Origin of the sequence: Mesorhizobium sp. M1B.F.Ca.ET.045.04.1.1, from assembly GCF_003952465.1 — a bacterium.
Lineage (GTDB): Bacteria > Pseudomonadota > Alphaproteobacteria > Rhizobiales > Rhizobiaceae > Mesorhizobium > Mesorhizobium shonense.
In genome coordinates, this window is the sequence record NZ_CP034448.1 from 3,733,931 (window position 1) to 3,759,273 (window position 25,343).

At 64.7% G+C, this 25,343-nt stretch carries 23 protein-coding genes; 2 read left to right on the forward strand and 21 right to left on the reverse strand.

Translation table 11 applies throughout. From position 1 onward, the window contains the following. Window positions 1-67 precede the first annotated feature (67 nt). The 13 genes from EJ071_RS18195 to EJ071_RS18255 form a co-directional block, all read right to left on the reverse strand. Window positions 68-1,474, reverse strand: a complete 1,407-nt coding sequence (locus EJ071_RS18195; protein WP_126099078.1) for an FAD-binding oxidoreductase — start codon at window positions 1,472-1,474, stop codon at window positions 68-70. Window positions 1,475-1,527: 53 nt separating this feature from the next. Further along, a complete protein-coding gene (locus EJ071_RS18200; RefSeq protein ID WP_126099079.1) occupies window positions 1,528-2,283 on the reverse strand; it encodes an amino acid ABC transporter ATP-binding protein in 756 nt (251 codons plus the stop codon). Window positions 2,284-2,296: 13 nt separating this feature from the next. Beyond that, window positions 2,297-3,376, reverse strand: a complete 1,080-nt coding sequence (locus EJ071_RS18205) for an amino acid ABC transporter permease (RefSeq protein ID WP_126099080.1) — start codon at window positions 3,374-3,376, stop codon at window positions 2,297-2,299. A 3-nt stretch (window positions 3,377-3,379) separates the two neighbouring features. Beyond that, on the reverse strand, window positions 3,380-4,543 hold the full coding sequence (locus EJ071_RS18210; protein WP_126099081.1) for an ABC transporter permease subunit: 1,164 nt from the start codon (window positions 4,541-4,543) through the stop codon (window positions 3,380-3,382). Between the two features lie 137 nt (window positions 4,544-4,680). Continuing rightward, complete coding sequence (locus EJ071_RS18215; protein WP_126099082.1) at window positions 4,681-5,715, reverse strand: amino acid ABC transporter substrate-binding protein; 1,035 nt, start codon at window positions 5,713-5,715, stop codon at window positions 4,681-4,683. An 87-nt stretch (window positions 5,716-5,802) separates the two neighbouring features. Next, entirely contained in the window at window positions 5,803-6,750 is a 948-nt protein-coding gene (locus tag EJ071_RS18220; RefSeq protein ID WP_126099083.1) for a LysR substrate-binding domain-containing protein, read from the reverse strand. 85 nt (window positions 6,751-6,835) lie between these two features. After that, window positions 6,836-7,585, reverse strand: coding sequence for an SDR family oxidoreductase (locus tag EJ071_RS18225; protein ID WP_126099084.1), 750 nt, complete (start codon window positions 7,583-7,585; stop codon window positions 6,836-6,838). A 1-nt stretch (window position 7,586) separates the two neighbouring features. Continuing rightward, the gene (locus tag EJ071_RS18230; RefSeq protein WP_126099085.1) at window positions 7,587-8,309 is read right to left on the reverse strand and encodes an SDR family oxidoreductase; all 723 of its coding nucleotides are present in this window, start codon (window positions 8,307-8,309) and stop codon (window positions 7,587-7,589) included. Window positions 8,310-8,603: 294 nt separating this feature from the next. After that, window positions 8,604-9,392, reverse strand: a complete 789-nt coding sequence (locus EJ071_RS18235; protein WP_189521510.1) for a FadR/GntR family transcriptional regulator — start codon at window positions 9,390-9,392, stop codon at window positions 8,604-8,606. 77 nt (window positions 9,393-9,469) lie between these two features. Continuing rightward, window positions 9,470-9,817, reverse strand: coding sequence for a RidA family protein (locus tag EJ071_RS18240; protein ID WP_126099086.1), 348 nt, complete (start codon window positions 9,815-9,817; stop codon window positions 9,470-9,472). Between the two features lie 14 nt (window positions 9,818-9,831). Continuing rightward, window positions 9,832-10,638, reverse strand: coding sequence for an SDR family oxidoreductase (locus EJ071_RS18245; RefSeq protein ID WP_126099087.1), 807 nt, complete (start codon window positions 10,636-10,638; stop codon window positions 9,832-9,834). Next, entirely contained in the window at window positions 10,631-11,443 is an 813-nt protein-coding gene (locus EJ071_RS18250) for a shikimate dehydrogenase (protein ID WP_126099088.1), read from the reverse strand. Before EJ071_RS18250 ends, EJ071_RS18245 begins: the two co-directional genes overlap by 8 nt. A gap of 4 nt (window positions 11,444-11,447) precedes the next feature. Next, entirely contained in the window at window positions 11,448-12,338 is an 891-nt protein-coding gene (locus tag EJ071_RS18255; RefSeq protein WP_126099089.1) for a 2-hydroxy-3-oxopropionate reductase, read from the reverse strand. Between the two features lie 111 nt (window positions 12,339-12,449). Here EJ071_RS18255 and EJ071_RS18260 point away from each other — a divergent pair, with 111 nt between their 5' ends. Together EJ071_RS18260 and EJ071_RS18265 are read left to right on the forward strand one after the other, a co-directional pair. Beyond that, window positions 12,450-13,214, forward strand: coding sequence for an HpcH/HpaI aldolase/citrate lyase family protein (locus tag EJ071_RS18260; protein WP_126099090.1), 765 nt, complete (start codon window positions 12,450-12,452; stop codon window positions 13,212-13,214). Between the two features lie 12 nt (window positions 13,215-13,226). Next, complete coding sequence (locus tag EJ071_RS18265) at window positions 13,227-14,444, forward strand: FAD-dependent oxidoreductase (protein ID WP_126099091.1); 1,218 nt, start codon at window positions 13,227-13,229, stop codon at window positions 14,442-14,444. A 13-nt stretch (window positions 14,445-14,457) separates the two neighbouring features. Here EJ071_RS18265 and EJ071_RS18270 read toward each other — a convergent pair whose 3' ends face one another. The 8 genes from EJ071_RS18270 to EJ071_RS18305 all read right to left on the reverse strand — a co-directional run bounded on the left by EJ071_RS18270 (window position 14,458) and on the right by EJ071_RS18305 (window position 25,048). Further along, window positions 14,458-17,127: a nitrate reductase gene (locus tag EJ071_RS18270; RefSeq protein WP_126099092.1), complete on the reverse strand. Its 2,670-nt coding sequence runs from the start codon at window positions 17,125-17,127 to the stop codon at window positions 14,458-14,460. Window positions 17,128-17,130: 3 nt separating this feature from the next. Next, entirely contained in the window at window positions 17,131-17,460 is a 330-nt protein-coding gene (nirD, locus tag EJ071_RS18275) for a nitrite reductase small subunit NirD (RefSeq protein WP_126099093.1), read from the reverse strand. An 82-nt stretch (window positions 17,461-17,542) separates the two neighbouring features. Next, window positions 17,543-19,993, reverse strand: a complete 2,451-nt coding sequence (gene nirB, locus EJ071_RS18280; RefSeq protein WP_126099094.1) for a nitrite reductase large subunit NirB — start codon at window positions 19,991-19,993, stop codon at window positions 17,543-17,545. Between the two features lie 17 nt (window positions 19,994-20,010). After that, a complete protein-coding gene (locus EJ071_RS18285; protein WP_126099095.1) occupies window positions 20,011-21,312 on the reverse strand; it encodes a nitrate/nitrite transporter in 1,302 nt (433 codons plus the stop codon). A gap of 64 nt (window positions 21,313-21,376) precedes the next feature. Then, a complete protein-coding gene (locus tag EJ071_RS39510) occupies window positions 21,377-21,706 on the reverse strand; it encodes a hypothetical protein (protein ID WP_245460290.1) in 330 nt (109 codons plus the stop codon). A gap of 235 nt (window positions 21,707-21,941) precedes the next feature. Then, window positions 21,942-22,739, reverse strand: a complete 798-nt coding sequence (locus EJ071_RS18295) for an ABC transporter ATP-binding protein (RefSeq protein WP_126099096.1) — start codon at window positions 22,737-22,739, stop codon at window positions 21,942-21,944. Between the two features lie 10 nt (window positions 22,740-22,749). Next, complete coding sequence (ntrB, locus tag EJ071_RS18300; RefSeq protein ID WP_126099097.1) at window positions 22,750-23,640, reverse strand: nitrate ABC transporter permease; 891 nt, start codon at window positions 23,638-23,640, stop codon at window positions 22,750-22,752. A gap of 91 nt (window positions 23,641-23,731) precedes the next feature. Beyond that, window positions 23,732-25,048, reverse strand: coding sequence for a CmpA/NrtA family ABC transporter substrate-binding protein (locus EJ071_RS18305; protein ID WP_126099098.1), 1,317 nt, complete (start codon window positions 25,046-25,048; stop codon window positions 23,732-23,734). Window positions 25,049-25,343 lie beyond the last annotated feature (295 nt).

The following is a 25,343-nucleotide window of genomic DNA, read 5'->3' on the forward strand; positions in this document are numbered from 1 at the left end:
GATCTATACCTGCACGCTGGCGGACCGCAGCGAAATCAAGAAATGCGGTCTAATCGAAAGTTTTTCTTTACTCTGGCGAATGCACCAGAACGCCGGGATTCATCGTGTCCGACGGATCGAACGCAGCCTTCAGCCGCGCCATGAGCTCCCGCTCCATTACACCCCTGGTCCGATCGGCCATGGCGATCTTGGCGCGGCCAAGCCCATGCTCGGCCGCGAAGCTGCCGCCCATTTCGGTGGCAAGCGCAGCCAGCGCCTCGGCGAACTCTCCGGCCTTGCCGTCGAAATCGGCGCGACCTTCCGGCGGCGACAGATTGTAGTGGATGTTGCCGTCGCCGAGATGCCCGAACGGGTTGATCCGCACGCCCGATAGGATGTCGTCACAGATCTTTGCGCCGGCCTCGATGAAGCGGGCGATCGCGCCCGGCGGCACAGAGATGTCGTGCTTCAACTGCTCGCCTTCCAGCCGCTGCCCCTCGGGCTGCTCCTCGCGCAGGCGCCAGAATTGCGCGCGCTGCGCGCCCGAATTGGCCAGCGCGCCATGCACGACTAGGCCTTGCTCCATGCCCCATTCCAGCGCCGAATTCAGGATTTCGTCCAGCGGCACCCGCGGCGAGCCCGAGGCCAGCTCGACGAGCAGATAGACGTCGCCGCGTGTTTCCAGCTGATAGGCGAGGTCGGGCAGGTGCTTGAGCGCCAGCGCAAGGCCGACATCGGAGAAGAATTCGAGCCCGGCGAGGAACTCTCCGGCCTCGCCGCGCAGGTAGGCGCCGAACGACACGGCGGCAGCGAAGTCGGACATGACCAGCAGCGCGCTCGCCTGCTGCTTTGGCGTGGGATAGAGCCGCAACACCGCGCGCGTCACGATGCCGAGCGTGCCTTCCGAACCGCAGAACAGCTTGCGCAGCTGATAGCCGGCGTTGTCCTTCTGCACCGCGCGCAGCCCGTCCCACACTGCGCCGTCCGGCGTCACGACCTCGAGGCCAAGCACAAGATCCTGCATCATCCCGTATCGGAAAGCCTGGCTGCCGCCGGCATTGGTGCCAATCAGGCCGCCGATCCTGGCGCTGCCTTCGGCGCCGAGATGCATCGGAAACATCAGGCCATGCGGCTCCAGCGCCCCGTGCAGCGTGGCGAGCACAACGCCCGCGTCAACCGCGATCGACCCGCTCTCCGGATCCGGTTCGCCGATCGCCGTCATGCGCGAAAGCGAGACGATCACGGCGTTCGGCCGATCGGCGACGGCGCCGCCGCAAAGGCCTGTGTTGCCGCCTTGCGGGATCACCGCCACGCCCGCCTCCCGGCATGCCTTGACGACCGCCGCTACTTCAGCGGTGCTCACCGGCCTGGCAACGCCCAAAGGCGCGACGCCATAGCGGTTCAGCCAGTCGCGCTGGTAGGGCTCGGCGTCAGTGCCCGAAAGCCAGCCTTTCGGCCCGAGAATTGCCTGCAATACACTAACGGGATCAGCCATCGGGATACCTGAGATGTACGACGAGCCGCGTATAGACAGGTGCGGCGCCCGGCTCAATGACCCAGGACCTGCGACAGGAATTGCCGCGTGCGCTCGTTCCGGCACGAGGTGAAGAATTCCTCCGGCGGCGCTTCCTCGACGATCTCGCCGCCGTCCATGAAAATCACCCGGTCGGCGACGCGGCGTGCGAAGCCCATCTCGTGGGTGACGCAGATCATCGTCATGCCTTCGGAGGCAAGCGTGACCATGACGTCCAGCACCTCCGCGATCATTTCCGGATCGAGCGCCGAGGTCGGCTCGTCGAACAGCATGATCTGCGGCTCCATGCAGAGCGCGCGCGCAATCGCCACACGTTGCTGCTGGCCGCCGGAGAGCTGGCCGGGAAACTTCATCGCCTGCTCGGGAATGCGGACCTTCTCAAGATAGCGCCGGGCGGTCGCCTCTGCTTCCTCGCGCGGCCGCTTGCGCACGATCATCGGCGCGATCATGCAGTTCTCCAGCACGCTCATGTGCGGAAACAGGTTGAAGTGCTGGAACACCATGCCGACTTCGCGCCTGATCCCGTCGATGTTGCCGACATCGTCGTTGAGCTCGGTGCCGAGCACGGTGATGCGGCCGCCATTGTGCTGCTCGAGCCGGTTGATGCAGCGGATCATGGTCGACTTGCCGGAACCGGAGGGGCCGCAGACGACGATCTTTTCGCCCCGCTGCACGGACAGGTTTATCTTCCGCAGCGCTTGGAATGTCCCATAGTATTTGTCGAGGTTTTCGATGCGCACGGCGGCGCCGGATGGCTGGGTCGAATTCACTTGCGGGCCTCTCCTATCGTTCGCCGACCGACATGCGCCGCTCGAGGAAGGCGCCGTAGCGGGACAGGCTGAAGACGAAGACGAAATAGATCATGGCGATGAAGGCATAGACCTCGACATAGGCGAAGCGCCATTCGCCGGTGCCGTAGGCGGCGTTGCCCGAAGCCAGGATCTCGAAGAAGCCGACGATGACCACCAGCGAGGTTTCCTTGAACGAGATGACGAACTGGTTGATCGTCGCCGGCAGAGCGTTGCGCATGGCCTGCGGCAGGAGGATGCGACCGATGCGCTGCCAGTAGCTCATGCCGAGCGCCATGGCGGCCTCTTCCTGTCCCTTCGGCACGCCTTGCATGCCGCCCCTGACGATCTCCGCCTGATAGGCGGAGAAGAACAGGGCGGAGCCGATGATCACCCGGTAGAGTTTGTCGCCTACCAGCCATTGCGGCAGCGCGAACGGCAGGACGACGGCGAAGGTGAACAGGATCGAGATCAGCGGCAGCGAGCGGACCCCGTCGATGATGAGGCCGGTTGTCCTGGAAACCCACGGCAGGTCCGACCGGCGCAGCAGCGCCAGGCAGATCGCCAGCGGAAAGCCGATCAGGCAGGTGGTCACGAAGATGAAGAGGGTGAGCGCCAGTCCGCCCCAGGCTTCCTCGCCGACATAAGGCAGACCAAGCAGGCCGCCTTTCATCAGCACGTAATAGAGGCCTGTTCCGGCCCCCCAGACGAGCGCGATGCGGCGGCCCGTCCAGAAGGCTGGAATGCAGCTCAGCACCGTCATCACCACCACGGCCACACAGGCCAGCGCCGAGCGCCATTGCTCCTCGAAGGGATAGAGGCCGAAGAGGATGATGCGCCACCGGGCAGCGATGACCGACCAGCAGGCTCCCGCCGCCGCCTGGCATGCCTCGGGCCCGCCGCTGGTCGTGAACACGGCCGAGAAGACCGCCCAGTCGAGCAGCCTCCAGACGACGAAAGCCATGATCGCCACCGATATCAGCGACAACAGCGCCTGAAGCGGCGTCGCAAAGAAGCGCCGCTTCAGATCCTCGAGCTTTCCCGGGGCAGGGGGAGCGACAACGACCATCTCCATCTCTCACCCCCTCAACTGATTGCCCTCGAGGGCAATGGCTTTGTTGATGCGGTTGAAGATCGCGGCAAGGCTGAGGTTGATGGCAAGGAATCCCGCCATCAGGATGCCGATCGCTTCCAGCGTCTGGCCGGAATGGTTGATGGTCAGCGCCACGATCATGAAGAAGTCGGTGAAGCCCACCGCGATGCCCATGGTCGTCGCCTTCATCAGCCAGACATACTGGTTGGCGAGGATCGGCAGCATGGCGCGCAGCGCCAGCGGCAACCGCACCAGCGTGAAGACCCGCCAGGGGCTGAGGCCAAGCGAGAGCGCCGCCTCCATCTGACCCTTGCCGACCGCCTTGAAGCCGCCGCGCACGATCTCGGCGATGTAGGAGCCGCCATAGATGGCGATGGCGATGGCCAAAGCGGAAAACTCCGGCGGAATGCGCAAGCCGCCCTTGAGGTTGAGGCCTTGCAGGGCAGGGAAATCGAGCAGCGGCAGGTCGGGCAGGCGGCCGGCCGTCAGGATGATGACCGCGCAGGCCAGCGCCGCCGCGACACCGGCGAATTGAACGCCAAGGCGCTCGCCGACAGGCCGGCTGAGGCGAGATGTCCTGCCCAGCCAAACCGGAAGCGCGATCGCCGCGATCACCGCAAGTATCGCTGCCGCGAGCGCAGCACCGCCGACGTTGGGGACCGGCACGTAAAGGCCGCGGCTGGTCAGCAGCATGCCAAAGGCCTCATGCGCGGCGCGCGGCGTCGGCAGATGGGTGATGACGGCGTACCAGAAGAAAACCTGGAGGATCAGCGGGATGTTGCGGAAGATGTCGACATAGGTCCGGCCGAGCAGCCGCGCCAATTCATTCGAAGAGGCGCGCGCCAGACCGATGATCGTGCCGACGATCGTCGCCAGGATCAGCCCGGTGGTTCCGAGGAACAGCGTGTTGATGATGCCGATGAGGAAGTACCACCAGTAGGGATCATTGGCTGTGGCGGGCAGGAGCGAGAAGTTCACGTCCCAGCCGGTCGACTTGAACAGGAAGTCGAATCCCGAGGTTATCCCTTGCTCCGCCAGGTTCCGCCTTGCGATCATCACGCAGGCAAGAACCATCCCGGCAAGCGAGCCGACGTAAAGAACCTGCAACAGCGTGTTGCGTATCCTCTGATTTCTCAGCAGGCTGATCATCAGCGTCTTTCCCGAATTGGCGCCAGCTCCGCCTGGCAAGAGCCAGGCAGAGCCAAGAGCGGGATGCGTTCAATTTTGCTTCGTCGCATTTCTGCGACGCCAAATGGATTTCATTTGGCTGCAAATGCTTAGGCGGATCAGTCGATCACCAGCGGGAACAGGACGCCGCCATTGTTCCACAGGTTGGTGAGCTCGCGATCCATCTTGTAGGGCGAGTCCTTGCCGAGATCGCGCTCGAAGATCTCGCCGTAATTGCCGACCTTCTTGATCACGTTGTAGGCCCAGTCGTCGGCGAGACCGAGACCCTTGCCCATGCCTGGCGTGGCGCCGAGGAATTTCGCCACCTGCGGCGAGGTCGGCTTGGCCTTGATCTCGTCGACATTCTTGGAGGTGATGCCTTCCTGTTCGGCGAAGATCAGGGCGCTGAGCGTCCAGTTGGCGATGTCGACCCAGTTGTCGTCGCCCTGCCGCATGATCATGACTTCAGGCTCGACGGCGAGCACGTCGGGCAGGATCACGTGGTCCTCGACCTTGCTCTTGGCGATGCGGGCAATGGCGAGCGTCGGTCCCCACTGCGCATAGAGATCGCAGCGGCCGGAGAAGTAAGCCTGTTCGAGCTCTTCCGTCTTTTCGATGAGCACGGGTTCCAGCTTGATGCCGAGCTTCTGGGCGTAAGCGGCGACCTGCTGCTCCTGCGACGTGCCGGCGGGAATGCAGATCGTGCCGCCATTGGCGTCCTTGAGCGACTTCAGATTGAGCTCCTTGTGCGCCATCACCTTGGTCGTGCCGAGGTAGTAAGAGTTGGAGAATTGCAGCCCGAGCTCTGTGTCGCGGCTGAGCGTGCCGCCGGACGCCTTGATGATGATGTCGACATCGCCCGACTGGAGCGACGGCCAGCGCTGCGCCCAGCTGATCGGCACAATTTTCAGCTTTGCCGGATCGCCGAACACGGCGGTCGCCACCGCCTTGCAGAGGTCGATGTCCATGCCCTTCCAGTTGCCCTTGTCGTCCACCTCGGCGAAGCCAAGATAGGAGCCGTCATGGCCGGTGCAGTTGAGCACGCCGCGCGCCTTCACGGTCTCAAGCGTCTTGCCGCCCGCCGCTTCCGCAGGCACCGCGAAATGCACCAGGCCAAGGGCCAAGGCGGCAGCCCCCCATTTCATCATTTTCATGTTGTCGTCTCCACTGTTGAGTTATTCCGTTTCTTATTGTTGGAGCTCCGCAAGTTGCCTTTCGGAGCCCGGTCTGGAAGCCGCGTCCTAGTCGGAAAGCGGGGTCGGTTTCGGCAGGGAAATCGTGAGATCGCTCCGCCAATCCTGCTGGGCCAGCCATCGATGAAGGGCGGCCACAGCTTTCACGCGCAGATGCCCGCGCGGGACGACAAGATAGAAGCCGGGGACTTCCTCTGGCCTCATATCGGCAATGGCGTCGCGGCCGATCGGCGCGACCAGCGCGCCAGACCGGAAATCCTCCTCGGCGTCGATGACGGAGACTAAGCCCACGCCGATGCCCTGCAGGGTCGCCCGGCGCATGGTCGCCGCGTCATCGAAGCTGACGCTGCGGTCGCCCTCCGTCAGCTCCACTCCGAGGTGGCGCAATATATCCGGCCACAGCCGTTTCGACTTGACGGTGTCGAGCAGGGTGAACCGCGTCAGGTCCTGCGCCGACTTGATCTTTTCGCCGATCGCCGGCGTGCAGCAGATGATCTTCGGGTCCGGCACCAACAGCGTGGTCTCGTAGTCCGGCCAGTTGCCGTAGCCCCACTGCACCGTCATATCGATGTCGTCGCGTCCGAAGTCGGGCAGGTCGACCATCGTCGTGAGACGCAGATCGGCGCCCGGCAGGATCTCGCGGAACAGCGAAAGCCTGGGCAGCAGATAATGCGTGGCGAAGTAGGGGCTCGCATTGAGGTTGATGCGGTCGCGGTAGTTCGACTTGGTGACGCGGCGAACGCCTTCGGAAAATTCGTCGAAGCCGGCTTTCACGTAGTGCGACAGAAGGATCGCCGACTCCGTCAATTCGATCGACCGGCCCTTGCGCTCGAACAGCGTCACCTGAAGCGTGTCTTCCAACAGCTTGATCTGCTGTCCGACGGCTTGCGGCGTCACCAGCAGCTCGTCGGCCGCCTGCCGGAAGCTCTTGTGCTGCGCGACGGCATGGAAGACCCGAAGCGCATTCAGCGAAGGAAGGCGAAGCTTGCCGGTCATGGTGAAGTCCGCCTCCTTTCCCTGGAAACTCCGTTGATCATGCACTGCCGTATTTCAGTCGCCGCCGGCTTCTGAAAATTTGATTTCACGCGTAAATGTAACCGCCTGAGACAATTACGTTTTCACCGGTCATGTAGGTGTTCTTCGGGCCGCCGGTCATCAGCACCCATTCGGCGATCTCGGTCGGCTCGGCGCCGCGGCCGAGCGGGCTTGCCTTGGCCAGTTCCTCGAGGAAGCCGAGGGCCTTTGCCTTCCCCGTGGCCATGCCGGCCGGCGCCACCGAGTTCACCAGGATGCCGTCCTTGGCGACATGGTGGGCGAAGGAGCGGGTCAGGCTGACGACGGCGGCCTTGGTCGCCGCGTAATGAGCGTTCTGCGGGTGCGCCTTGAAGGCGTCGACCGAGGTCAGGTTGACGATGCGGCCGCGCACATGGGCTTTCGGTTCCTGCGCCTGCATATGGCGAACGGCCGCCACCATCATGTGATAGGTGCCCTTGATGTTGATGCCGTTGGAGGCGTCCCACTCGGCGTCGGTGATCTCGAGGAGGGGGCGGCGAGGGTAGATCGCGGCGCAGTTGATCAGCGTATCGACGCGCCCGAGCTTCGCGACGATGGCGTCGAAGGCCGCATGGCACTGCGGGCCGACCTGGATGTCGCAAGCCGCGGCCGCGGTCGGCAGCCCCTTGGCCTTTGCCGGTTCGAGCGCGCTCTCGGCGGCTTCCTGGTTGATGTCGATGATGCCGATCTTGGCCGCACCGGCCTCCACAGCCATGCGGGCGAGAAGGGCGCCGAGGCCGGCGCCGCCACCAACGATCAGAACGGAAAGGTCTTTCATCCTATTTTCCTTGCTTGCTGCCACTCGGCGTGGTCGGCCGGGTCGGCATGATGTCGAAGCGGGTAACGTCGGCCCATGCGGGCAGGCCGAGCAGCGCGACGACCATCTTGGCGACGTCGTCCGGCTGCACGGCGACATTGCCGGCGTACATCGCCGCTCGCGCCTCGGTGTCGAGGATATCCTTGTAGAGCTGCGTCTCGACGCGGCCCGGAACGATCTCGGTGACGCGAATGCCGTGTTGCGAGAGATCGGCGCGCAACGCGGCGGCAAAGCCGGCGATGGCCGCCTTCGTCGCCGAGTAGACGGCGACATTGGGGAAGGCCGCATGGGCGGCGGAAGAGCCGGTGAACAGGATGTGCCCCGACTGCCGCTCGCGCATCTGCGGCACGACGAGGCGGGTGAGCAGGATCGCCGCGCTGAGGTTCACCTCCAGCGTGGTGTCGATGTCGGCGATCTTCATGTCGGCGAAGTTGCCGAGCGGCGGCATCATGCCGGCATTGTTGATCAGCACGTCGATGGTGAGATCGGCCAGAACCGATTCCAGCGCCTCGCGGTCGGTGACGTCGACCGCAATGGGAACAATGGCCGGCCGCTCTGCCTGCAGTTCCTTGAGCGCCGCCTGGCTACGGCCGACCGCATAGACGTCGTAGCCCGCATCGCTCAACGCGATGGCAATCGCTCGTCCTATGCCGCTCGTCGCTCCTGTGATGAAGGCTGTCGTCACCTTGGTTTCCCCGATTGCGGCTTCCCCAATTGCCTGGCGTCAGTGTGCGACCTTGGCCGATGCCGCGAAACCAAGAAAAGCAGCAAAAAGGAAAGATAAACTTTCGAAAGCCGTTTCGAAGGTTAAAACGTTCTACGCCGACCGCAGGACCTCGAAAGCCGCAAACCAGAGGAAAACAAGATGTTCGGCGCAGGCGAGGGGCTTCCGGCCGCTCGGCCGAGCAAAAACATGGCTTTCGCAACCGCCCGGCGGTTGCCTTCAGCGCAGGCTCTCCGGATCGCAAGTCGTCGCAGCTTACCCGCCGGTCGATTCCGGCCTTTTCATTTTGGTGAAGAGCGAGGCCGCGGCGGCCTTTTGCTCCGCGTCCGTCGCCTCGACGCCGGAGGCCCTCGCCAGGGCGCGCACGCGTCCCAGGCTGTTGTGCAGATGCTTGCGCATGGCCTGTCGGGCCTTGCCGCCGTCCTGCCTTTCGATGGCGTCGACGATTGCCTGGTGTTCGCTGTGGATGCGCGCGTAATAACTGTCCTTGAGCGCGGGCTCGACGACATAGCCGAGCTGGAAGCGGGGCACGATCATCGGCCCGAGATAGGCGAGGAAGCCATGGATGAATTCGTTACGCGCGGCCTTGGCGATCGCAAGATGAAAATCATAGTCGTAGTGAATCTGGACGGCGGCGGGATCCGCCTGCTGAGCGTCGATTTGCTCCATCATCGACCGGATATCGGTGGCCTCCTCATCGGTGCGGCGCTCCGCGCAGAGCCCCGCGGATTCCACTTCGACGCTCAACCTAAGCTCGAGCAGCGCGATGGTTTCCGGCAAGGTTCTCAGCGCCTCGTCCGGGATCGAGAAATTGCGCGGCACGGGCGTCTCGCTGACGAACATGCCGCGGCCCTGCTGCGGCACCACCATGCCCTCCGAGCGCAGCCGCGCCACCGCTTCGCGCACGACGGTGCGGCTGACATCATATTCGGCGCAGAGCTCCGCCTCGGTCGGCAGTTGCGCGCCAGGCTGCAACCGTCCGGAGCGGATCTTTTCGGCCAAGCTCTCCGCCACGACGGTGGAAAGCGGCTTGCGCTTCGTCATTTAGGTCCTTCCGTTCAAGTTCAGATTCGGGCTGTTCAAGTTCAGATTCGGGATGATGCCCGAACCGGCAAGACCATTCAAACCGCCGCGGTGACGATGAGTTCGACCAGCATGCCGGGCTTGGCCATCCGCCCCTCGCCGGAAGAGCGCGCCGGCGCGTGCTCCTTCGGCATCCAGGCGTCCCAGACCGTGTTGACCTCATCGAAGTCGCGGACGTCGTCCAGCCACATCTGGACGTGAAGGATGCGGGTCTTGTCGGTGCCGGCCTTGGCGAGCAGCGCGTCGATCTTGCCGAGCACCTCGCGCATCTGGTTGGTCGCGGACTGGCCCGGCCGCGCGACCTGGCCCGTGAGGTAGAGCGTGCCGTTGTGGATGACGCCGTGATGGATGCGGGTGTCGAAGTCGAAGCGCTGGATATCGCCCACTGGATTCTTTCTCGTCAGATTGCCGGCGTCTGCCGGATGGGGTTGCCCTGCAGGTATTGCGCGTAAGGCGCCTGGACGAGCCAGCCGGCGTCGACGGGTAGCGTGACGCCGGTTATTGACGCGGCACGGTCGGAGCAGAGGAACAGCGCCGCCTCGGCGACATCGCGCGGCTCGACGAAACGACGGAGCGCAGTCGTGGCCTGGATGGCTTCCGGATTGCGCTCGCCCTTGGCGATCCTGGCCTTCAGCCCATCGGAAAGCGTGTAACCCGGCGCCACGGCGTTGACGCGAACGCCGTGCGGGCCAAGCTCGGCGGCAAGAATTTGGGTGAGAGCCAGAACCGCGTGCTTGCCAGGCGTATAGGCCGGCAGCGAAAGTGGCGCGAAGGAGGCGAGGGAGCCGACGTTCAGGATTGCGCCGCGTCCGGCGGCCGACATCAGCCGGCCGAACACCTGGCAGCCAAGCAGCGTGCCGCGATAGTTGATGCGCCACATCTGCTCGTCTTCGCCGAGCTCCTGGTCGAGCACATGCTTGCCGCTCTGCAGGATGCCGGCGCAGTTGACCACGACATGGGGCGTGCCGAACGCATCCGCGACGTTCTGCGCCAGCGCCTCGACGGAGGCGGGATCGGCGACATCGGTCTGCACGAAGAGGGCGCGTGGCGCGCCCGCACTCTCGCAGGCGACGGACGCCTCCTTGCCCCGGACAGCGTCCCGGCCGGCGACGACCACCTGGTAGCCGTCCTCGGCGAAGCGCAGCGCGATCGCGCGACCGATGCCGGACGTGCCGCCGATGACGACGGCGGTCGATGCGTCAACCATTGCGGCGGTCCTTCCGCTCGATGTCGAAGAATTCAGACATCGCCTCGACCTGGAAATCCATCATCGGGCGCCCGGGCTGGATGCGGCAGCCGATCTCTTTCGCCGCCTTGAGCAGCGCCGTCTCGGCCGGCTCCATGATGATGTCGACCACGGTCATCTCCGGTGTCAGTTTGCTCACATCCATCGGCAGCGGATCGCTGGCCTTCAGCCCGGACGGCGTCGCGTTGATTGCCATATCCATTCCGGACGGATCGGGTTCCCCGACCTCGATGCGGCAATTGGGGAACGACTTGTTGACCAGCGAAGCGAGCTTTGCGGCGCGGTCTCTGTCGATGTCGGCGAGGCGGATTTCCGCTGCGCCTTCTTCGGCCAGGCAGTAGGTTAGCGATGATCCTGCGCCGCCGGCGCCGACCTGGAGGATGCGGCGGCCGGCGATCTGGTGCCCGCCCGCCTTCAGCCCGTCGATGAAGCCAACGCCGTCGAAATTGTCGGCATACCAGGTGCCGTCCGCCTGCCTGCGCACCGAGTTGGCGCTCTGCACGCGCGCGGCGCGGTCATGAGCGGCGGCGCATTTGTGGTAGACCGCCGTCTTGTAAGGCACCGAGATGATCACGCCCCGGATGTTCTCGGCCGCGGTGATGCCGGCCCAGAAAGTGTCGAAATCTTCCGGACGGCAGCTCAATGGCACCATTAGGCTGTCGAGCCCCTTCTGCTCGAAGATTTCGTTGAAGATTCCGGGGCTCTTGGCATGCCCGACTGGATGGGCCAGCATCACGAAGATTTCGGCTTTGCCGGTTCCGCGCATCGGTTCACTCCTTTTCGTTTGACAGTTCATGATCGCTCAGCACCTCGAGGGCCCTGACGAGCGACGAATGATCGGCGTCCGCGCCGCCCGGCCGGGCCGAGCAGGCATTCATCAGCTGTTGCGCCGTCGCGGTGCTCGGCAGCGAGACGCCGAGCGCGCGGGCGCTTTCGAGCGCGAGATTGAGATCCTTCTGGTGTTGCCGAATGCGGAAGCCCGGCGCGAAGGTGCGGGCGATCATGCGCTCGCCATGCACTTCGAGCACACGCGAAGAGGCGAAGCCGCCCATCAGCGCGGCGCGGACCCTCGCCGGGTCGCAGCCCGCCTTGCTGGCGAAGACAAGCGCCTCGGCGACGGCTTCGATGTTGAGCGCGACGATGATCTGGTTGGCGATCTTGCAGGTCTGGCCGGAGCCGTTCTGTTCGCCGATCAGCGTGATGTTCTTGCCGAGCTTCTCAAAGATCGGCAGCGCTCGCTCGAACTCCGCGGCCGGCCCGCCGACCATGACGGTGAGGCTCGCCGCCTTGGCGCCGACCTCGCCGCCAGAGACCGGCGCATCGAGATAACCGGCGCCGGCTTCCCTGAACTTCGCCGCGAATTCCGCCGTCGCAATCGGGCTGATCGAGCTCATGTCGATGACCAGCTTGCCGGCCGAAATCCCTTCGAGCACGCCGTTAGGTCCGAGCAGGACGCGTTCCACGTCGGGCGTGTCGGGCAGCATTGTGATGACGATATCGGACACCCGGGCCACCTCGGCGGGGGAGGTGACGACCGCTGCCTTTAGGTCCTTTGGAAGAGGCGAGCGGTTCAGGACCGTGACGATCTCGTGCTCGGCATCGGCGAGATGCCGCGCCATCGGCGCACCCATGACACCAAGCCCGATGAAGCCAATTTTCATGCGCAACTCCCATTGGCGTCCGAGCCATCTTGCAGCTCGATCAAGCCATATGATATAGGACATCATACAAATTTCAATGCACCTTCTTTCCGACTGGAGACCGATCGCAAAATGCAGGAGCGTGTGAATTCGCTAAAGGCGGCCGTACAGGCTGGCCGGCCGCATATCGGCATCTGGTGCTCGCTGGCTTCGGCCCTCACCACCGAGGTCGTCGCCGGTTCAGGAGCCGGCTGGCTGCTGATCGATGGCGAGCACAGCCCGAACGACCTGCGCAGCATCATGGCGCAGCTGCAGGTCGTGGCGGCATTCCCCTCCGAGGCAGTGGTGCGCCTGCCGTCGGACGATCCAAACCTGATGAAGCAGGCGCTGGACATTGGCGCCCGCAGCCTGATGATCCCGAATGTGCGGACGGCGGACCAGGCACGTAGTATCGTCGCGGCGATGACCTATGCCCCCGGCGGCTTTCGCGGCTTCTCGGTCGGCCACCGTGCCAATGCCTTCGGCCGCATCGCCGGTTATCACGCCAAGGCACGCGAGCAGCAGCTTCTCGCCGTGCAGATCGAGGACGAGACCGGCGTCGCCAATGCCGCCGAGATTGCAGCGGTGGATGGCGTCGATGTTCTCTTCGTCGGCCCGGGCGACCTCTCCACGAACATGGGCGCGATGGGCAACCCAGGTGCTGCGCATGTGCAGGAGGCGATCGCATCCGTGCGCGAGGCCGCGGCTGCGGCAGGCAAGGCGAGCGGCATCCTGGCGCCTGTAAAGGCCGACGCCGACCGTTATCTGGCCGACGGCTTCACCATGGTGGCCGTCGGATCGGACCTCGGTCTGCTGGCGCGGGGCTCGGATGCCCTGATCGCCTCGTTCAACCGGTAAGGAGAGACAGCCATGGCAATCCCTCCGTACAAGGCTCCCTCGCGCAACGTCTATGACATCGTCATCGTCGGCGGTGCCGTCATCGGCTCGTCGACCTCCTATTGGCTGAGCCAGGCGCTGGGCAACGGCGCTTCGATCCTCGTGGTCGAGCGCGACTCAAGCTACGAGTTTTCCTCGACGGCACTCTCCACCAGCGCCATCCGCCAGCAATATTCCAATCCGATCAATGTGAAGATCAGCCAGTTCGGCATCGAGATCATCCGTGGCTTCCGGGAGCGGATGGCCCCGTTCTACACGGATGAGCCGGCCCCCGATCTCGGCTTCAAGGAGCATGGATATCTCTATTGCTGCTCGCCCGAAGGCGTGGAAGCGGCACGTGAACGGGTCGAGCTGCAGCGAAGCCTCGGTGCCCATACGGTCTTCCTCGAGCCGGGTCCGCTGAAGGAGCGCTTTCCCTGGCTGAATGTCGACGATCTCGGCGGCGGCTCCTGGGGCTCCCGGGAAGAAGGCTGGTTCGATTCCATGGGCCTGCTGAACGGCTTCCGCCGCGCGGCGCGCGCCAGCGGCGTCGAATATATCGACAATGCCGTGACAGCGCTGGATGTCCGCGATGGGCGGGTTGTGTCCGCCCGCCTCGCAACCGGTGAGACCGTCGCCTGCGGCACGCTGGTCAACGCGGCTGGCCCGCGGGCGCAGCAGGTCGCAGCCATGGCCGGACTGTCGATCCCTGTCGCGCCCTACAAGCGCTACAGCTTCGTCTTCGCCAGCGCCAATCCGATCCCCGGGCGGATGCCCAACGTCATCGATCTCTCCGGCACCTTTGTGCGTCCGGAAGGCGAGCTTTTCCTCACCGGCAACACGCCGCAAGGCGACGGACCCGCCGATTACGACGACTTCGAAATGCATTTCGAGGAGTTCGACGATTATATCTGGCCGGCGCTGTGGCACCGCATTCCGGCCTTCGACGCGTTGAAGGTCCAGACGAGCTGGACCGGCCATTACGAATATAACATGCTCGACCACAACGGCATCGTCGGCTTCCACCCCGAGGTGACGAACTTCATGTTCGCCAACGGTTTTTCCGGGCATGGCCTGCAGCAGTCGCCGGCGGTCGGCCGGGCGGTGTCCGAGCTGATCGTCCATGGCGCCTTCCAGACGCTCGACCTGTCGCCGTTCTGCTATGAGCGCATTCCGCGTAACGAGCCGTTTCTGGAAGAAGCGGTTATCTGAGCGGCGTTCCTAATCACTCGGCGGCCTGAACCTGGCGGGCCTCGATGATCGCCCTTATCTCGGAGCGGCAGGAGCCGCAATTGGTGCCGGCGCGCAGCGTCGACCCGATCGCCTCCAGACTGTCGCATCCCGAAGCGACCGCCGAAGCGATCTGGTTGGCGCCGACATGGAAGCACGAGCACACGACCCGCCCGATAGCGGGCATTGGCGCGGGTGAGCGCCCGGATAGAAGCGCGTGGCGATCGGTGGCCGACAGCGGCTGGCGCGTGGCGAGCAGCGACACCAGCCAGTCCTGCGTCGGCAACTGCTCCGGAGCGGCGACCAGCAGGGCCTCGGCCATGGCGCCGTCTTCGTCGATGGCCGCGGCGCGATAAGCGAGCCCTCGGCGATCGGTGTATTCGAGCAGTTGATCCTGCCGTTGCACGCCGAGCAGCTTGCGCGCCAGGAGAATGCCCTGGTCCGGCGGCTCGGTCCCGGTGAGTTCGTAGACCCAACCGCCCTCGACCGCATGCCGGCTCCAATGGACGAAACCGGTCGGCCTGAGATCGCGCCGCGTGATGAGCACGCCGGCCCACCCGGTTTTCTCCCGCACGATTCTCGCCGGGACATGCTTAAGCTCCGGCTGGCCGGAATGCGGATCCGTGACCGGCGAGGACAGCATCCCTGCGGCCGCCCTGGCCGCGAACTGACCGCTCCAATGCATGGGCATGAAGGCCTGGCCGCGCCGCTGCGCGTCGGATACGCGCACCTTCGCGCGGACAAAGCCGAAGCGCGTCGACAGATGGGCGAGGTCGCCATCCTTGAGATGGTGCGCGGCCGCATCCGCCGGATGGAGGTCGACCGCGGGCTCAGGCGCGTTGGCCATCAGGCGCGGCACGTTTCCGGTGCGCGTCATGGTGTGCCACTGGTCGCGCAGCCGGCCGGTGTTCAAGGCAAGCGGATAGTCCGAGTCGACCGTGAAGGCTGTCGCCTCCTGCCGCACCGGCACGAAGCGCGCGCGACCGTCGGGCGTCGGGAAGCGGCCGTCGGCGAACAGTCTCGCCTGCTGCTCGCGCCGCTCCGGCGCAGGCCAATGGCGGGGAGGGAAGGCGGCGTAGTCCGCGTCGCTGAGATCGGCGAGGCCGCCGAGATCGAACAGGCGCTCGCCATCGTTCTCGAAGGCGGAAAGCGCGGCATGCTCGCGGAAGATCTCCGCCGGCGTCTGGTAGGCAAACGCATCGCCGAAGCCCATACGCGCGGCGACCTCGCAGATGATGCGCCAGTCGGCTTTCGCTTCGCCGGGCGGCGGCAGGAAGGGCCGCTGACGCGAGACGCGCCGCTCCGAATTGGTGACCGTGCCGTCCTTCTCTCCCCAGGCGGCGGCCGGCAGCAGCACGTCGGCATAGCGCGTGGTGTCCGTGCGGGTGACATCCGAGACAGCGACGAAATCGCATTTGGACAGAGCGGCGCGCACGCGCGGGGCGTCCGGCATCGAGACGGCAGGGTTGGTGCCCATGACCCACAACGCCTTGATGCGGCCGTCGGCGACCGCCTGGAACATGTCCACGGCTTTCAGGCCGCCGCGCCGCGCGACGTCGGGTGCGTTCCAGAAGCGGGAGACCCGGTCGATGTTGGTCTCGTCGGCGAAGTCCATATGCGCGGCGAGCTGATTTGCCAGGCCGCCCACCTCGCGGCCGCCCATCGCGTTCGGCTGTCCGGTGACCGAGAACGGCCCCATTCCCGGCTTACCGATGCGGCCGGTGGCGAGATGGCAGTTGATGATCGCGTTGACCTTGTCGGTTCCATGCGCCGATTGGTTGACGCCCTGGCTGTAAACCGTGACCGTCCGCTCGATGCGCGCGAAGAGCTCATAGAAGGCCTGGACATCGGCGACTGCCAATCCGCAGCCTTTCGCGACGCGCGCGATCGACGGCGCATCGGCGCCGGCCAGCGAGGCTGTGGCGTCAAAGCCCGACGTATGGTCGCGGATGAAGCCGGCATCGATCTTTCCGGCCTGGACGAGATGCGCGAGCAAGCCGTTGAACAGGAGCACGTCCGTGCCCGGATCGAGCGCGAGATGCAGGTCGCATTCGTCGGCAGTCGCGGTGCGGCGGGGATCGATGACAACGATCCTCGTACCACGCTCCCTACGTGCTGCGAGCATGCGCTGGTAGAGCACGGGATGGCACCATGCGGTGTTGGAGCCGGTGAGCACGATGAGATCGGCGCGCTCGAAATCCTCATAGACGCCGGGAACGATGTCCTCGCCGAAAGCGCGACGGTGGCCGGCAACGGACGAAGCCATGCAGAGCCGCGAATTGGTGTCGATGTTGGCCGAGCCGATAAAACCCTTCATCAGCTTGTTGGCGACGTAATAGTCCTCGGTGAGCAATTGGCCGGAGACATAGAAGGCGACCGAGTCCGGGCCATGCTCGGCAATAACCTGCGAGAATTTCGCGGCCACGAGATCGAGCGCTTCGCCCCAGCTCGCCTGCCTGCCGCCGATCTCCGGCTGAAACAGACGGCCTTCGAGGCCGAGCGTCTCGGCAAGCGCGGACCCCTTCGAGCAAAGCCGGCCGAAATTGGCCGAGTGCTCGGGATCGCCGCGGACGGTCGTCTTGCCGTCCGCGGCGATCTCGGCCAGCACGCCGCAGCCCACCCCGCAATACGGGCAGGTGGTCCTCACCTCGCGTGCTTCTTCCATGCCTCAGGCCGCTTTCGAGGCCAGCGCTTCAAGCGCGATGAAGAGCCGCTCGCCTTCGATCCTGACGGGGATCGTCCTGACCGAGCCTTCGTCGGCGCCGAGCGCCTTGCCGGTCTCCAGCGAGATCACCCAGTTGTGCAGCGGGCAGGTCACCGCCGCGCCATGGACGATGCCCTGGCTGAGCGGCCCGCCCTTGTGCGGGCAATGGTCATCGATGGCAAAGACTTGGTCATCCCCGGTGCGGAAGACCGCGATCTTGCCTTGCGGGGTTGCGACGCAACGCGCGCCGCGGCGAGGGATGTCGGCGATGGTGCCGATTGCGATCCAGGTCATTTGGAGGGGCCTTTTTGTTGAGCGTCGAGCCCAGTCGATGCGACACGACTGGGCTCCGAGCTAGAATTTGCAGACATCTCCATCATTCCGCCGCCTCCGCAAAGCCAACGGTGGCCAGTGGCCGGAACTCGTGCTTGTCCTTGCCGGAGACGCGCTCGGACCACGGATCGACCTGCGCGAATTTCTGGGAAAAGACGAAGCGCTCGAAATAGGCGCGGCGCTTCTCGACGTCGTCCAGGATCTGTTTTTTGATCTCGGCGGTGCCGATGCGCTTGGCCCATTTGTAGATACGCTCCAGATAGCGGGCCTGCTCGCGATACATCTGGACCAGCGCCACGATCACCTCCAGCGCCTCGTCCTCGGTCTTCACCAGGCCGAGCACTTCGGTGCCCTTGATGTCGAGGCCGGCGGCGCCGGCGAAATGGATCTCGTAGCCGGAGTCGACACACACCACGCCGACATCCTTGCAGGTCGCCTCCGCGCAGTTTCGCGGGCAACCCGACACCGCCATCTTCACCTTGGCAGGCGTCCAGGAGCCCCACATGAATTTTTCGATGCGGATGCCCAGCCCCGTCGAATCCTGGGTGCCGAAGCGGCACCAGTCGGAGCCGACGCAGGTCTTCACCGTGCGCAAGCCCTTGGCGTAGGCATGGCCGGAGACGAAGCCGGCCTTGCCGAGATCGGCCCATACCGCCGGCAGGTCTTCCTTGCGGATACCGAGCATGTCGATGCGCTGGCCGCCGGTCACCTTCACCGTCGGGATGCGGAACTTGTCGACCACGTCGGCGATGGCGCGCAATTCGCCGGCGCTGGTGACGCCGCCCCACATGCGCGGCACTACCGAATAGGTGCCGTCCTTCTGGATGTTGGCGTGCACGCGCTCGTTGATGAAGCGTGACTGATAGTCGTCGGCATATTGGTCCGGCCAGTCGCAGACGAGATAGTAGTTGATCGCCGGTCGGCACTTGGCGCAGCCGCAGGAGGTCTTCCATTCGAGTTCCTGCATGACGGCGGGAATCGTCTTCAGGCCCTTCGCCTTGATCAGGCGTCGCACATCGTCGTGGCCGAGGCTGGTGCAGCCGCACATCGGCTGCACCGCCGCCGGATTGTAGGCCTCGCCCAGCGTCAGTTTCAGAAGCTGCTCGACGAGACCCGTGCACGATCCGCACGAGGCCGAGGCCTTGGTGTGGGCGCGCACGTCGTCGAGCCCGGTCAGCCCCTTGCCCGTGATCGCGCCCGTGATATTGCCCTTGCAGACGCCGTTGCAGCCGCAGATTTCCGCATCATCCGCCAGTGCCGCAACGGCCGCCAAAGGGTCCGAGGAGGTGCCTCCCTGGAACGCCTGGCCGAAGATCAGCGTGTCGCGCATCTCCGAGATGTCGGTCGCCTTCTTCTTCAGATCGTTGAACCAGGCGCCGTCGGCCGTCTCGCCGAACAGCACCGTGCCGATGATGCGGTTGTCCTGCAGCACGACGCGCTTGTAGATGCCGGCGGACGCATCGCGCAGGATGATCTCCTCGCGATCGTCGCCGTCGGCGAAGTCGCCCAGCGAGTAGAGGTCGATGCCGGTGACCTTGAGCTTGGTCGGCGTGTCGGAGTGGACGAAGCGCTTGTCTTCGCCATCCGCGAGCCCGGCTGCCGCGACGCGGGCCATCTCGTAGAGAGGCGCGACCAACCCATAGACATGGCCGCCGACCTCCGCGCATTCGCCGAGCGCCATGATCGCCGGATCGGAGGTCCGCATGCGGTCGTCGACGACGATGCCGCGATTGACCTCGAGCCCGGCTTCCTTGGCCAGGGCGGTGCTCGGGCGAATGCCGACTGCCATCACGACCAGCGTTGCGGGGATGACCGTGCCGTCCATGAGCTCGACGCCCTCGACCTTGCCGTTGCCGACAATGGCCTTGGTGTTGGCCTTGGTCATGACCTTGATGCCGCGCGCCTCGACCGCCTTCTGCAGCAGGTAGCCGGCAGCCGGGTCGAGCTGGCGCTCCATCAGCGTCGGCATGACGTGGAGCACGGTCACGTCCATGCCGCGCTCCTTCAGCCCGGCAGCGGCTTCGAGCCCGAGCAGGCCGCCGCCGATGACGATCGCCTTGGCGCGCGACTGCGCGGCAAGCAGCATGGCGTTGACGTCGTCGAGGTCGCGGTAGCTGAGCACGCCGGGCAAGTCCTTGCCCGGCACTGGGATGATGAAGGGAACCGAGCCGGTTGCGATTACGAGTTGATCGTAGCTCTCGGTCACGCCGTGGTCCGAGGTAACGGTCTTTGCGTCCCTGTCGATGGCGACGATCCTGTGGCCCTTGTAGAGGGTGATGCCGTGCTTGATGTACCATCCGTCGCCGTGGATGACGATTTCCTCGAACGCCTTCTCGCCCGAAAGCACCGGCGACAGCATGATGCGGTCGTAGTTCACCCGCGGCTCGGCGTTGAAGATGGTGACGGCGTAGCGGTCGGGTGCTGCTTCCAGCAGGTGCTCGAGCATCCTGCCGGGAGCCATGCCGTTGCCGATGATGACGAGTTTTTCGCTCATGTCCGGTCTGCTCCGATCTATTCGGCGGCGTAGGAAAGGGGCGCGGGCTTGACAGCGGCCGCGCGCTCCATCCGGCGGATGGTGACGTGCATCCAGATGAGGCACGAGACGACGATCACGAACAGCAGCATGAAGCAGCTCGACCAGACGCCGGTGAGGTCGTTCAGCGCGCCGAAGGCGATCGGCAGGATGAAGCCGCCGAGACCGCCGATCATGCCGACCACGCCGCCGACCGCGCCGACGCTCTGCGGATAGTAGACCGGGATGTGCTTGTAGACGGCGGCCTTGCCGAGGCTCATGAAGAAGCCGAGCACGAAAGCGACGGCGATGAAGGCGAGCGGGCCGATCTCGAAATGGAACGGGATCGGCCCGCTGATGCCGCGCACGACGTAGTCTGCCGAGGGGAGAGACAGAACGAGGGTCGCCACGGCACAAACGCTGAAGGTCGAGTAGAGCACGGTGCGGGCGCCGACGCGGTCGGAAAGCACGCCGCCATAGGCGCGGAAAACGCTTGCGGGAATCGAATAGGCGGCGCCGATCATGCCGGCGGTGGCGATGCCGAAGCCGTAGACGCCGATCAGGTAGCGCGGCAGCCAGAGCGACAGCGCCACGAACGCGCCGAAGGAGAAGAAATAGTAGAAGGCGAAGCGCCAGACCTGCAGGTTCTTCAGCGGCGCGAATTCCTGCCAGAAGCTTCTCACGGGTGCTATCTTGCCGGCGCGGCGCTCGCGGATGACCGGGTCGTCGCCGGTCGTGAACCAGAACACGATGGCCATGACGACCAGCGCCGCCGCCCAGATCAGCGCGACCGACTGCCAGCCCCAGGAAAGCAGCACGAACGGCGCGAGGAACTTGGTGACCGCGGCGCCGACATTGCCGACGCCGAAAATGCCGAGCGCGGTGCCTTGCTTGCCAGCCGGGAAGAAGCGCGAGACATAGGCGACGCCGACCGCGAAGGAGCCGCCGGCAAGGCCGACGCCGAGCGCTGCGACCAGCATCTGTTCATAGGTGTGCGCGAAAGCGAGCAGCAAGGTCGCGACCGCCGCGGCGAGCATGGTCATGGTGTAGACCAGACGGCCGCCGTGGCGGTCGGTCCAGACGCCGAGCACCATGCGTACGAGCGAGCCGGTGAGGATCGGCGTGCCGACCAGCAGGCCGAATTCGGTCTCGTTCAGGCCGAGCTCCTGCTTGATGCGCACGCCGATGATGGAAAAGATCGTCCACACCGCGAAGCAGACCGTGAAGGCGATGGTGGACATGACGAGCGCCTGCCGGGGAGTACTGTCCTGGCTTGGCGCGGCTGGGAGATTTGCGGTCATCTTGGGCTCCGGTTTGCGGCGTGGGAGGCACCGCGTGTTGTGTTGGTCAGAGGCGCGGCATCGGTCAGCGCGGCGAGACCGGGACTTGCGCGGTCACTTGCGGGCCCTTGCCCTCGGTTTCGTGATTGGCTGGGAACAGCAGGAGCGCCGCGGTGAACAGCACCGCCGTCAGGACGCTGCTGGCGATAAAATCGCGGCGCGTGAAATCCTTGAGGGTTGTCGCAGTTCCGATCCGTTTCGTCATCGTCGTCTCCGCCTGGCACCGCCTGGGATCGGCGCCGTCGATTTTCGTGTTCGGGGTCCAAAACAAAAAAGCTGCCGTCCAGGTCTCGCGTCCGTACATCCGGGATCGCGCGTCGACCTGAGCGGCAGCTTTGCCTGTGGCGCCCACCATTGGACGCCTGTGTCTCTTGGCCCTTGCGGGCCTACTTTCTCAAAAGCAGGAAGCGTGCCAATTCGACAGCGATATGAATTATCTAATGAAATCAATACGAAGACGTTGTCGTGCGACTTTTGACCAAGCCCGGAGCGGATCAAAGATTAGTCAGGATGCCTTGCAGGGCAGCATAATATTTGTGCAATGCGGTAGATTGCCTATTGTCGATGCGGTGCGTTTTTCGGTCACGGCCTTACTCCGCCGCTTCGACGAAGCGGTGGCGTTCATAGAGGAACTTCAGCACCGCCTCGCGGCAGCGCAGGAAAGTGCGGTCGGAGGCAAGCTCGATGCGCCGGCGCGGCCGGGCGAGCGGCACCGGAAGCACCTCGCCGATGGTGGCCGAGGGGCCGTTGGTCATCATCACGATACGGTCGGACAGAAGCACCGCCTCGTCGACATCATGGGTGATCATGATCGTGGTCGAGCCCAGCCTGGCGTGGATGTCCATCACCGCATCCTGGAGATGGGCGCGGGTCAGCGCGTCGAGCGCGCCGAAGGGCTCGTCGAGCAGAAGGATCTTCGGCTCCATTGCGAGGGCGCGAGCAATGCCGACGCGTTGCTTCATGCCGCCCGATATCTCGGCCGGGCGCTTGTCCCTTGCATGCGCCATCTGCACGAGGTCGAGGTTGCGCATGATCCAGTCATGCCGCTCGGCCCGGCTCTTCGTGCGGCCGAAGACCTTGGATACGGCGAGGTTGATGTTCTCGTAGACGGTAAGCCAGGGCAGCAGCGAGTGGTTCTGGAAAACCACGGCGCGCTCCGGTCCGGGGCTGTCGACCTCCCTGTTCTCGAGCAGCACGGCGCCCTTGGAAACCTTGGTCAGTCCGGCGATCAGGTTGAGCAAGGTCGACTTGCCGCAGCCGGAATGGCCGATGATGGAGACGAACTCGCCAGCATCGATGGTGAGCCTGATGTCCTTCAGCACCTCGCTGAACTGGCCGCCACGAGAGAAGGATTTGTCGATATGGTCGAGCTTCAGATAGGCGATCATGGCGCCGTCCTCACTTTGCCGTTGTGCCGCGGGTGACGAAGGCGCCGACCGCCGCAACCAGCCGGTCGAGGCAGAAGCCGGTGACGCCGATATAGACGAGCGCGACTATGATGTCTGGCAGTCGCGAGGAATTCCACGCGTCCCAGATGAAGAAGCCGATGCCGACGCCACCGGTCAGCATCTCGGCGGCAACGATAGCGAGCCAGGAGAGACCGATGCCGATCCTGAGGCCCGTGAAGATGTAGGGCGCGGCGGCCGGCACCATGATCTTGACGAAGAATTCGAGCTGGTTGAGCCGCAGGATGCGGGCGACGTTGCGGTAGTCCTCGGGGATGTTGCGCACGCCGACGGCGGTATTGATGATCACCGGCCAGATCGAGGTGATGAAGATCACGAACAGCGCCGACGGGTTGGAGTCGCGAAAGGCGGCCAGAGACAGCGGCAGCCAGGCGAGCGGTGGTACGGTGCGCAGGATCTGGAAGACCGGATCGAGACCGCGCATCGCCCAGACAGACTGACCGACCAGGGCGCCCAGCGCAACGCCAACCACCGCCGCCATGCCGAAGCCGATGGCGACGCGCTGCAGCGAGATCAGCACTCGCCAGGCGAGGCCTATGTCCTGCGGGCCATTGTCGAAGAACGGATGGGCGATCAGGTCGTAAGCCTCGTTCCACACCTGGCTCGGCGGCGGCAGGCTGGCCGTCGGCGAAGAGCAGGCCACCTGCCAGACGACGAGCAGGACGAGGATGACGACGGCCGGCGGCACCAGTGCCGTCGCCAGCCGGCCGGCAATGGCCGTGAGGTCGATGCGGCGCCGCGCTTTTGCGGTGAAGGCAATCACCTCGGCGGGCTTCGCAGGAAATGCCTTCACCTTGGTGTCCTCGACGGTTTGGATGGACATGTCGTGGAAAATCTCCGTGGGGCAGTCGCGACAAACGGCGCGTTGCGCCGTTTGTCGCTTAAGCGACGACGGCGCGAAGGCGCCGTCGCGCTTAAGCCGATGCCTTGATCTTCAGGCTGTCGAGATAGGCGGACGGGTTGGCCGGATCGAAGGTCTTGCCGTCGAAGAAGGTCTCGACGCCGCGCGAGGGCGATTGAGGGATGTCGCCTGCCGCGACGCCCAGATCCTTCGCCGCCTCGCGCCAGAGATCCTCACGGTTGACCTGGTCGACCAGCGCCTTGATGTCGGTGGTCGGCGCCAACTTGCCCCACCGGATGTTCTCGGTGAGGAACCAGGCATCATGGCTCTTGAAGGGATAGGAGACCCCACCCTTCCAGAACTTCATGTAGAGGTCGGTGCCCTTGGCGGCGCGGTCGTTGCCGTAGTTGATGTCGCCCTTGAGGCGGCCGATGATGTCGGCAACGGGCACGTTCATCCATTGCCGCTTGCCGATGATCGAGGCCATCTCCTCCTTGTTCTCCATGGCCTCGCACCATTGCTGGGCCTCCATGACGGCCATCAGGATTGCCTTGGTGGCGTTGGGGTATTTTTCGATGAAGGCGGCGCGCAGGGCGAGCGCCTTTTCCGGATGGCCCTTCCACAGCTCGCCGGTGGTGGCGGCGGTGAAGCCAATGCCCTGGTGAACAAGCTGCTCGTTCCACGGCTCGCCGACGCAGAACACGTCCATGTTGCCGACCTTCATGTTGGCCACCATCTGCGGCGGCGGAACGACGATGGTGGAGACATCCTTGTCGGGATCGATGCCGCCGGCGGCCAGCCAGTAGCGCAGCCAGAGGTCGTGCGTGCCGCCCGGGAAGGTCATGGCGGCCTTCACTTCCTTGCCGGCGGCCTTCTTGGCGGCGAAGGCCTCCTTCAGTTTGGACGCGTCGAGGCCGACACCGGTGGCGGTGTATTCCTGAGCAACGGAAATGCCCTGGCAGTCGTAGTTCAGCCGCGCCACGATCGCCATCGGCAGCGGCTGGTTGTTCTGGGTCACCTTGCCGGTGTGCATGAGGTAGGGCATCGGCGTCAGGATGTGGGCGCCGTCGATGCCGTTAGCCTCGCCGCCGAGCACAAGATTATCGCGCGTAGCGCCCCAGGAGGCCTGCTTCAGCACCTCGACATCGGGCATGCCGTATTTGGCGAACAGTCCCTTCTCCTTGGCGATCATCAGCGGCGCCGCGTCCGTCAGCGCGATGAAGCCGAGCTTGGCGCCGGTCACCTCGGGAGTGGGCGTGGCGGCATAGGCGCCCGAGGGCAGGAGCTTGCGCGCCGCCACGAACAGCCCAGCAGTGAGCGCGCTTCTGGCAAGGAAGTCGCGCCGGGTCAGGTCCTTCGGCGTCGTTCCAGTTCCGATCCGTTTCGTCATCGTCATCTCCCGTTGGGCGCCGCTTGAGACCGGCGCCGTCGATTGCGTGTTCGGTCAAAAACAAAAAAGCCGCCGGCCAGGTCGCGCGCGTCCTTACATCCGGGATCGCGTGTTGACCTGAGCGGCAGCTTTGCCTGTGGCGCCCGCCATTGGACGCCTGTTCCGTGACCCCGCGAAGAGTCTGGCTACTACGAAGCAGGAACCGTGCCAGTTTCAGACTGTGTCAAAAATACCAATGAAATCAATTGTATGCTATAGTTGGCAGCGTGCCGGACCACTAAGCGAGCAGGCCAAA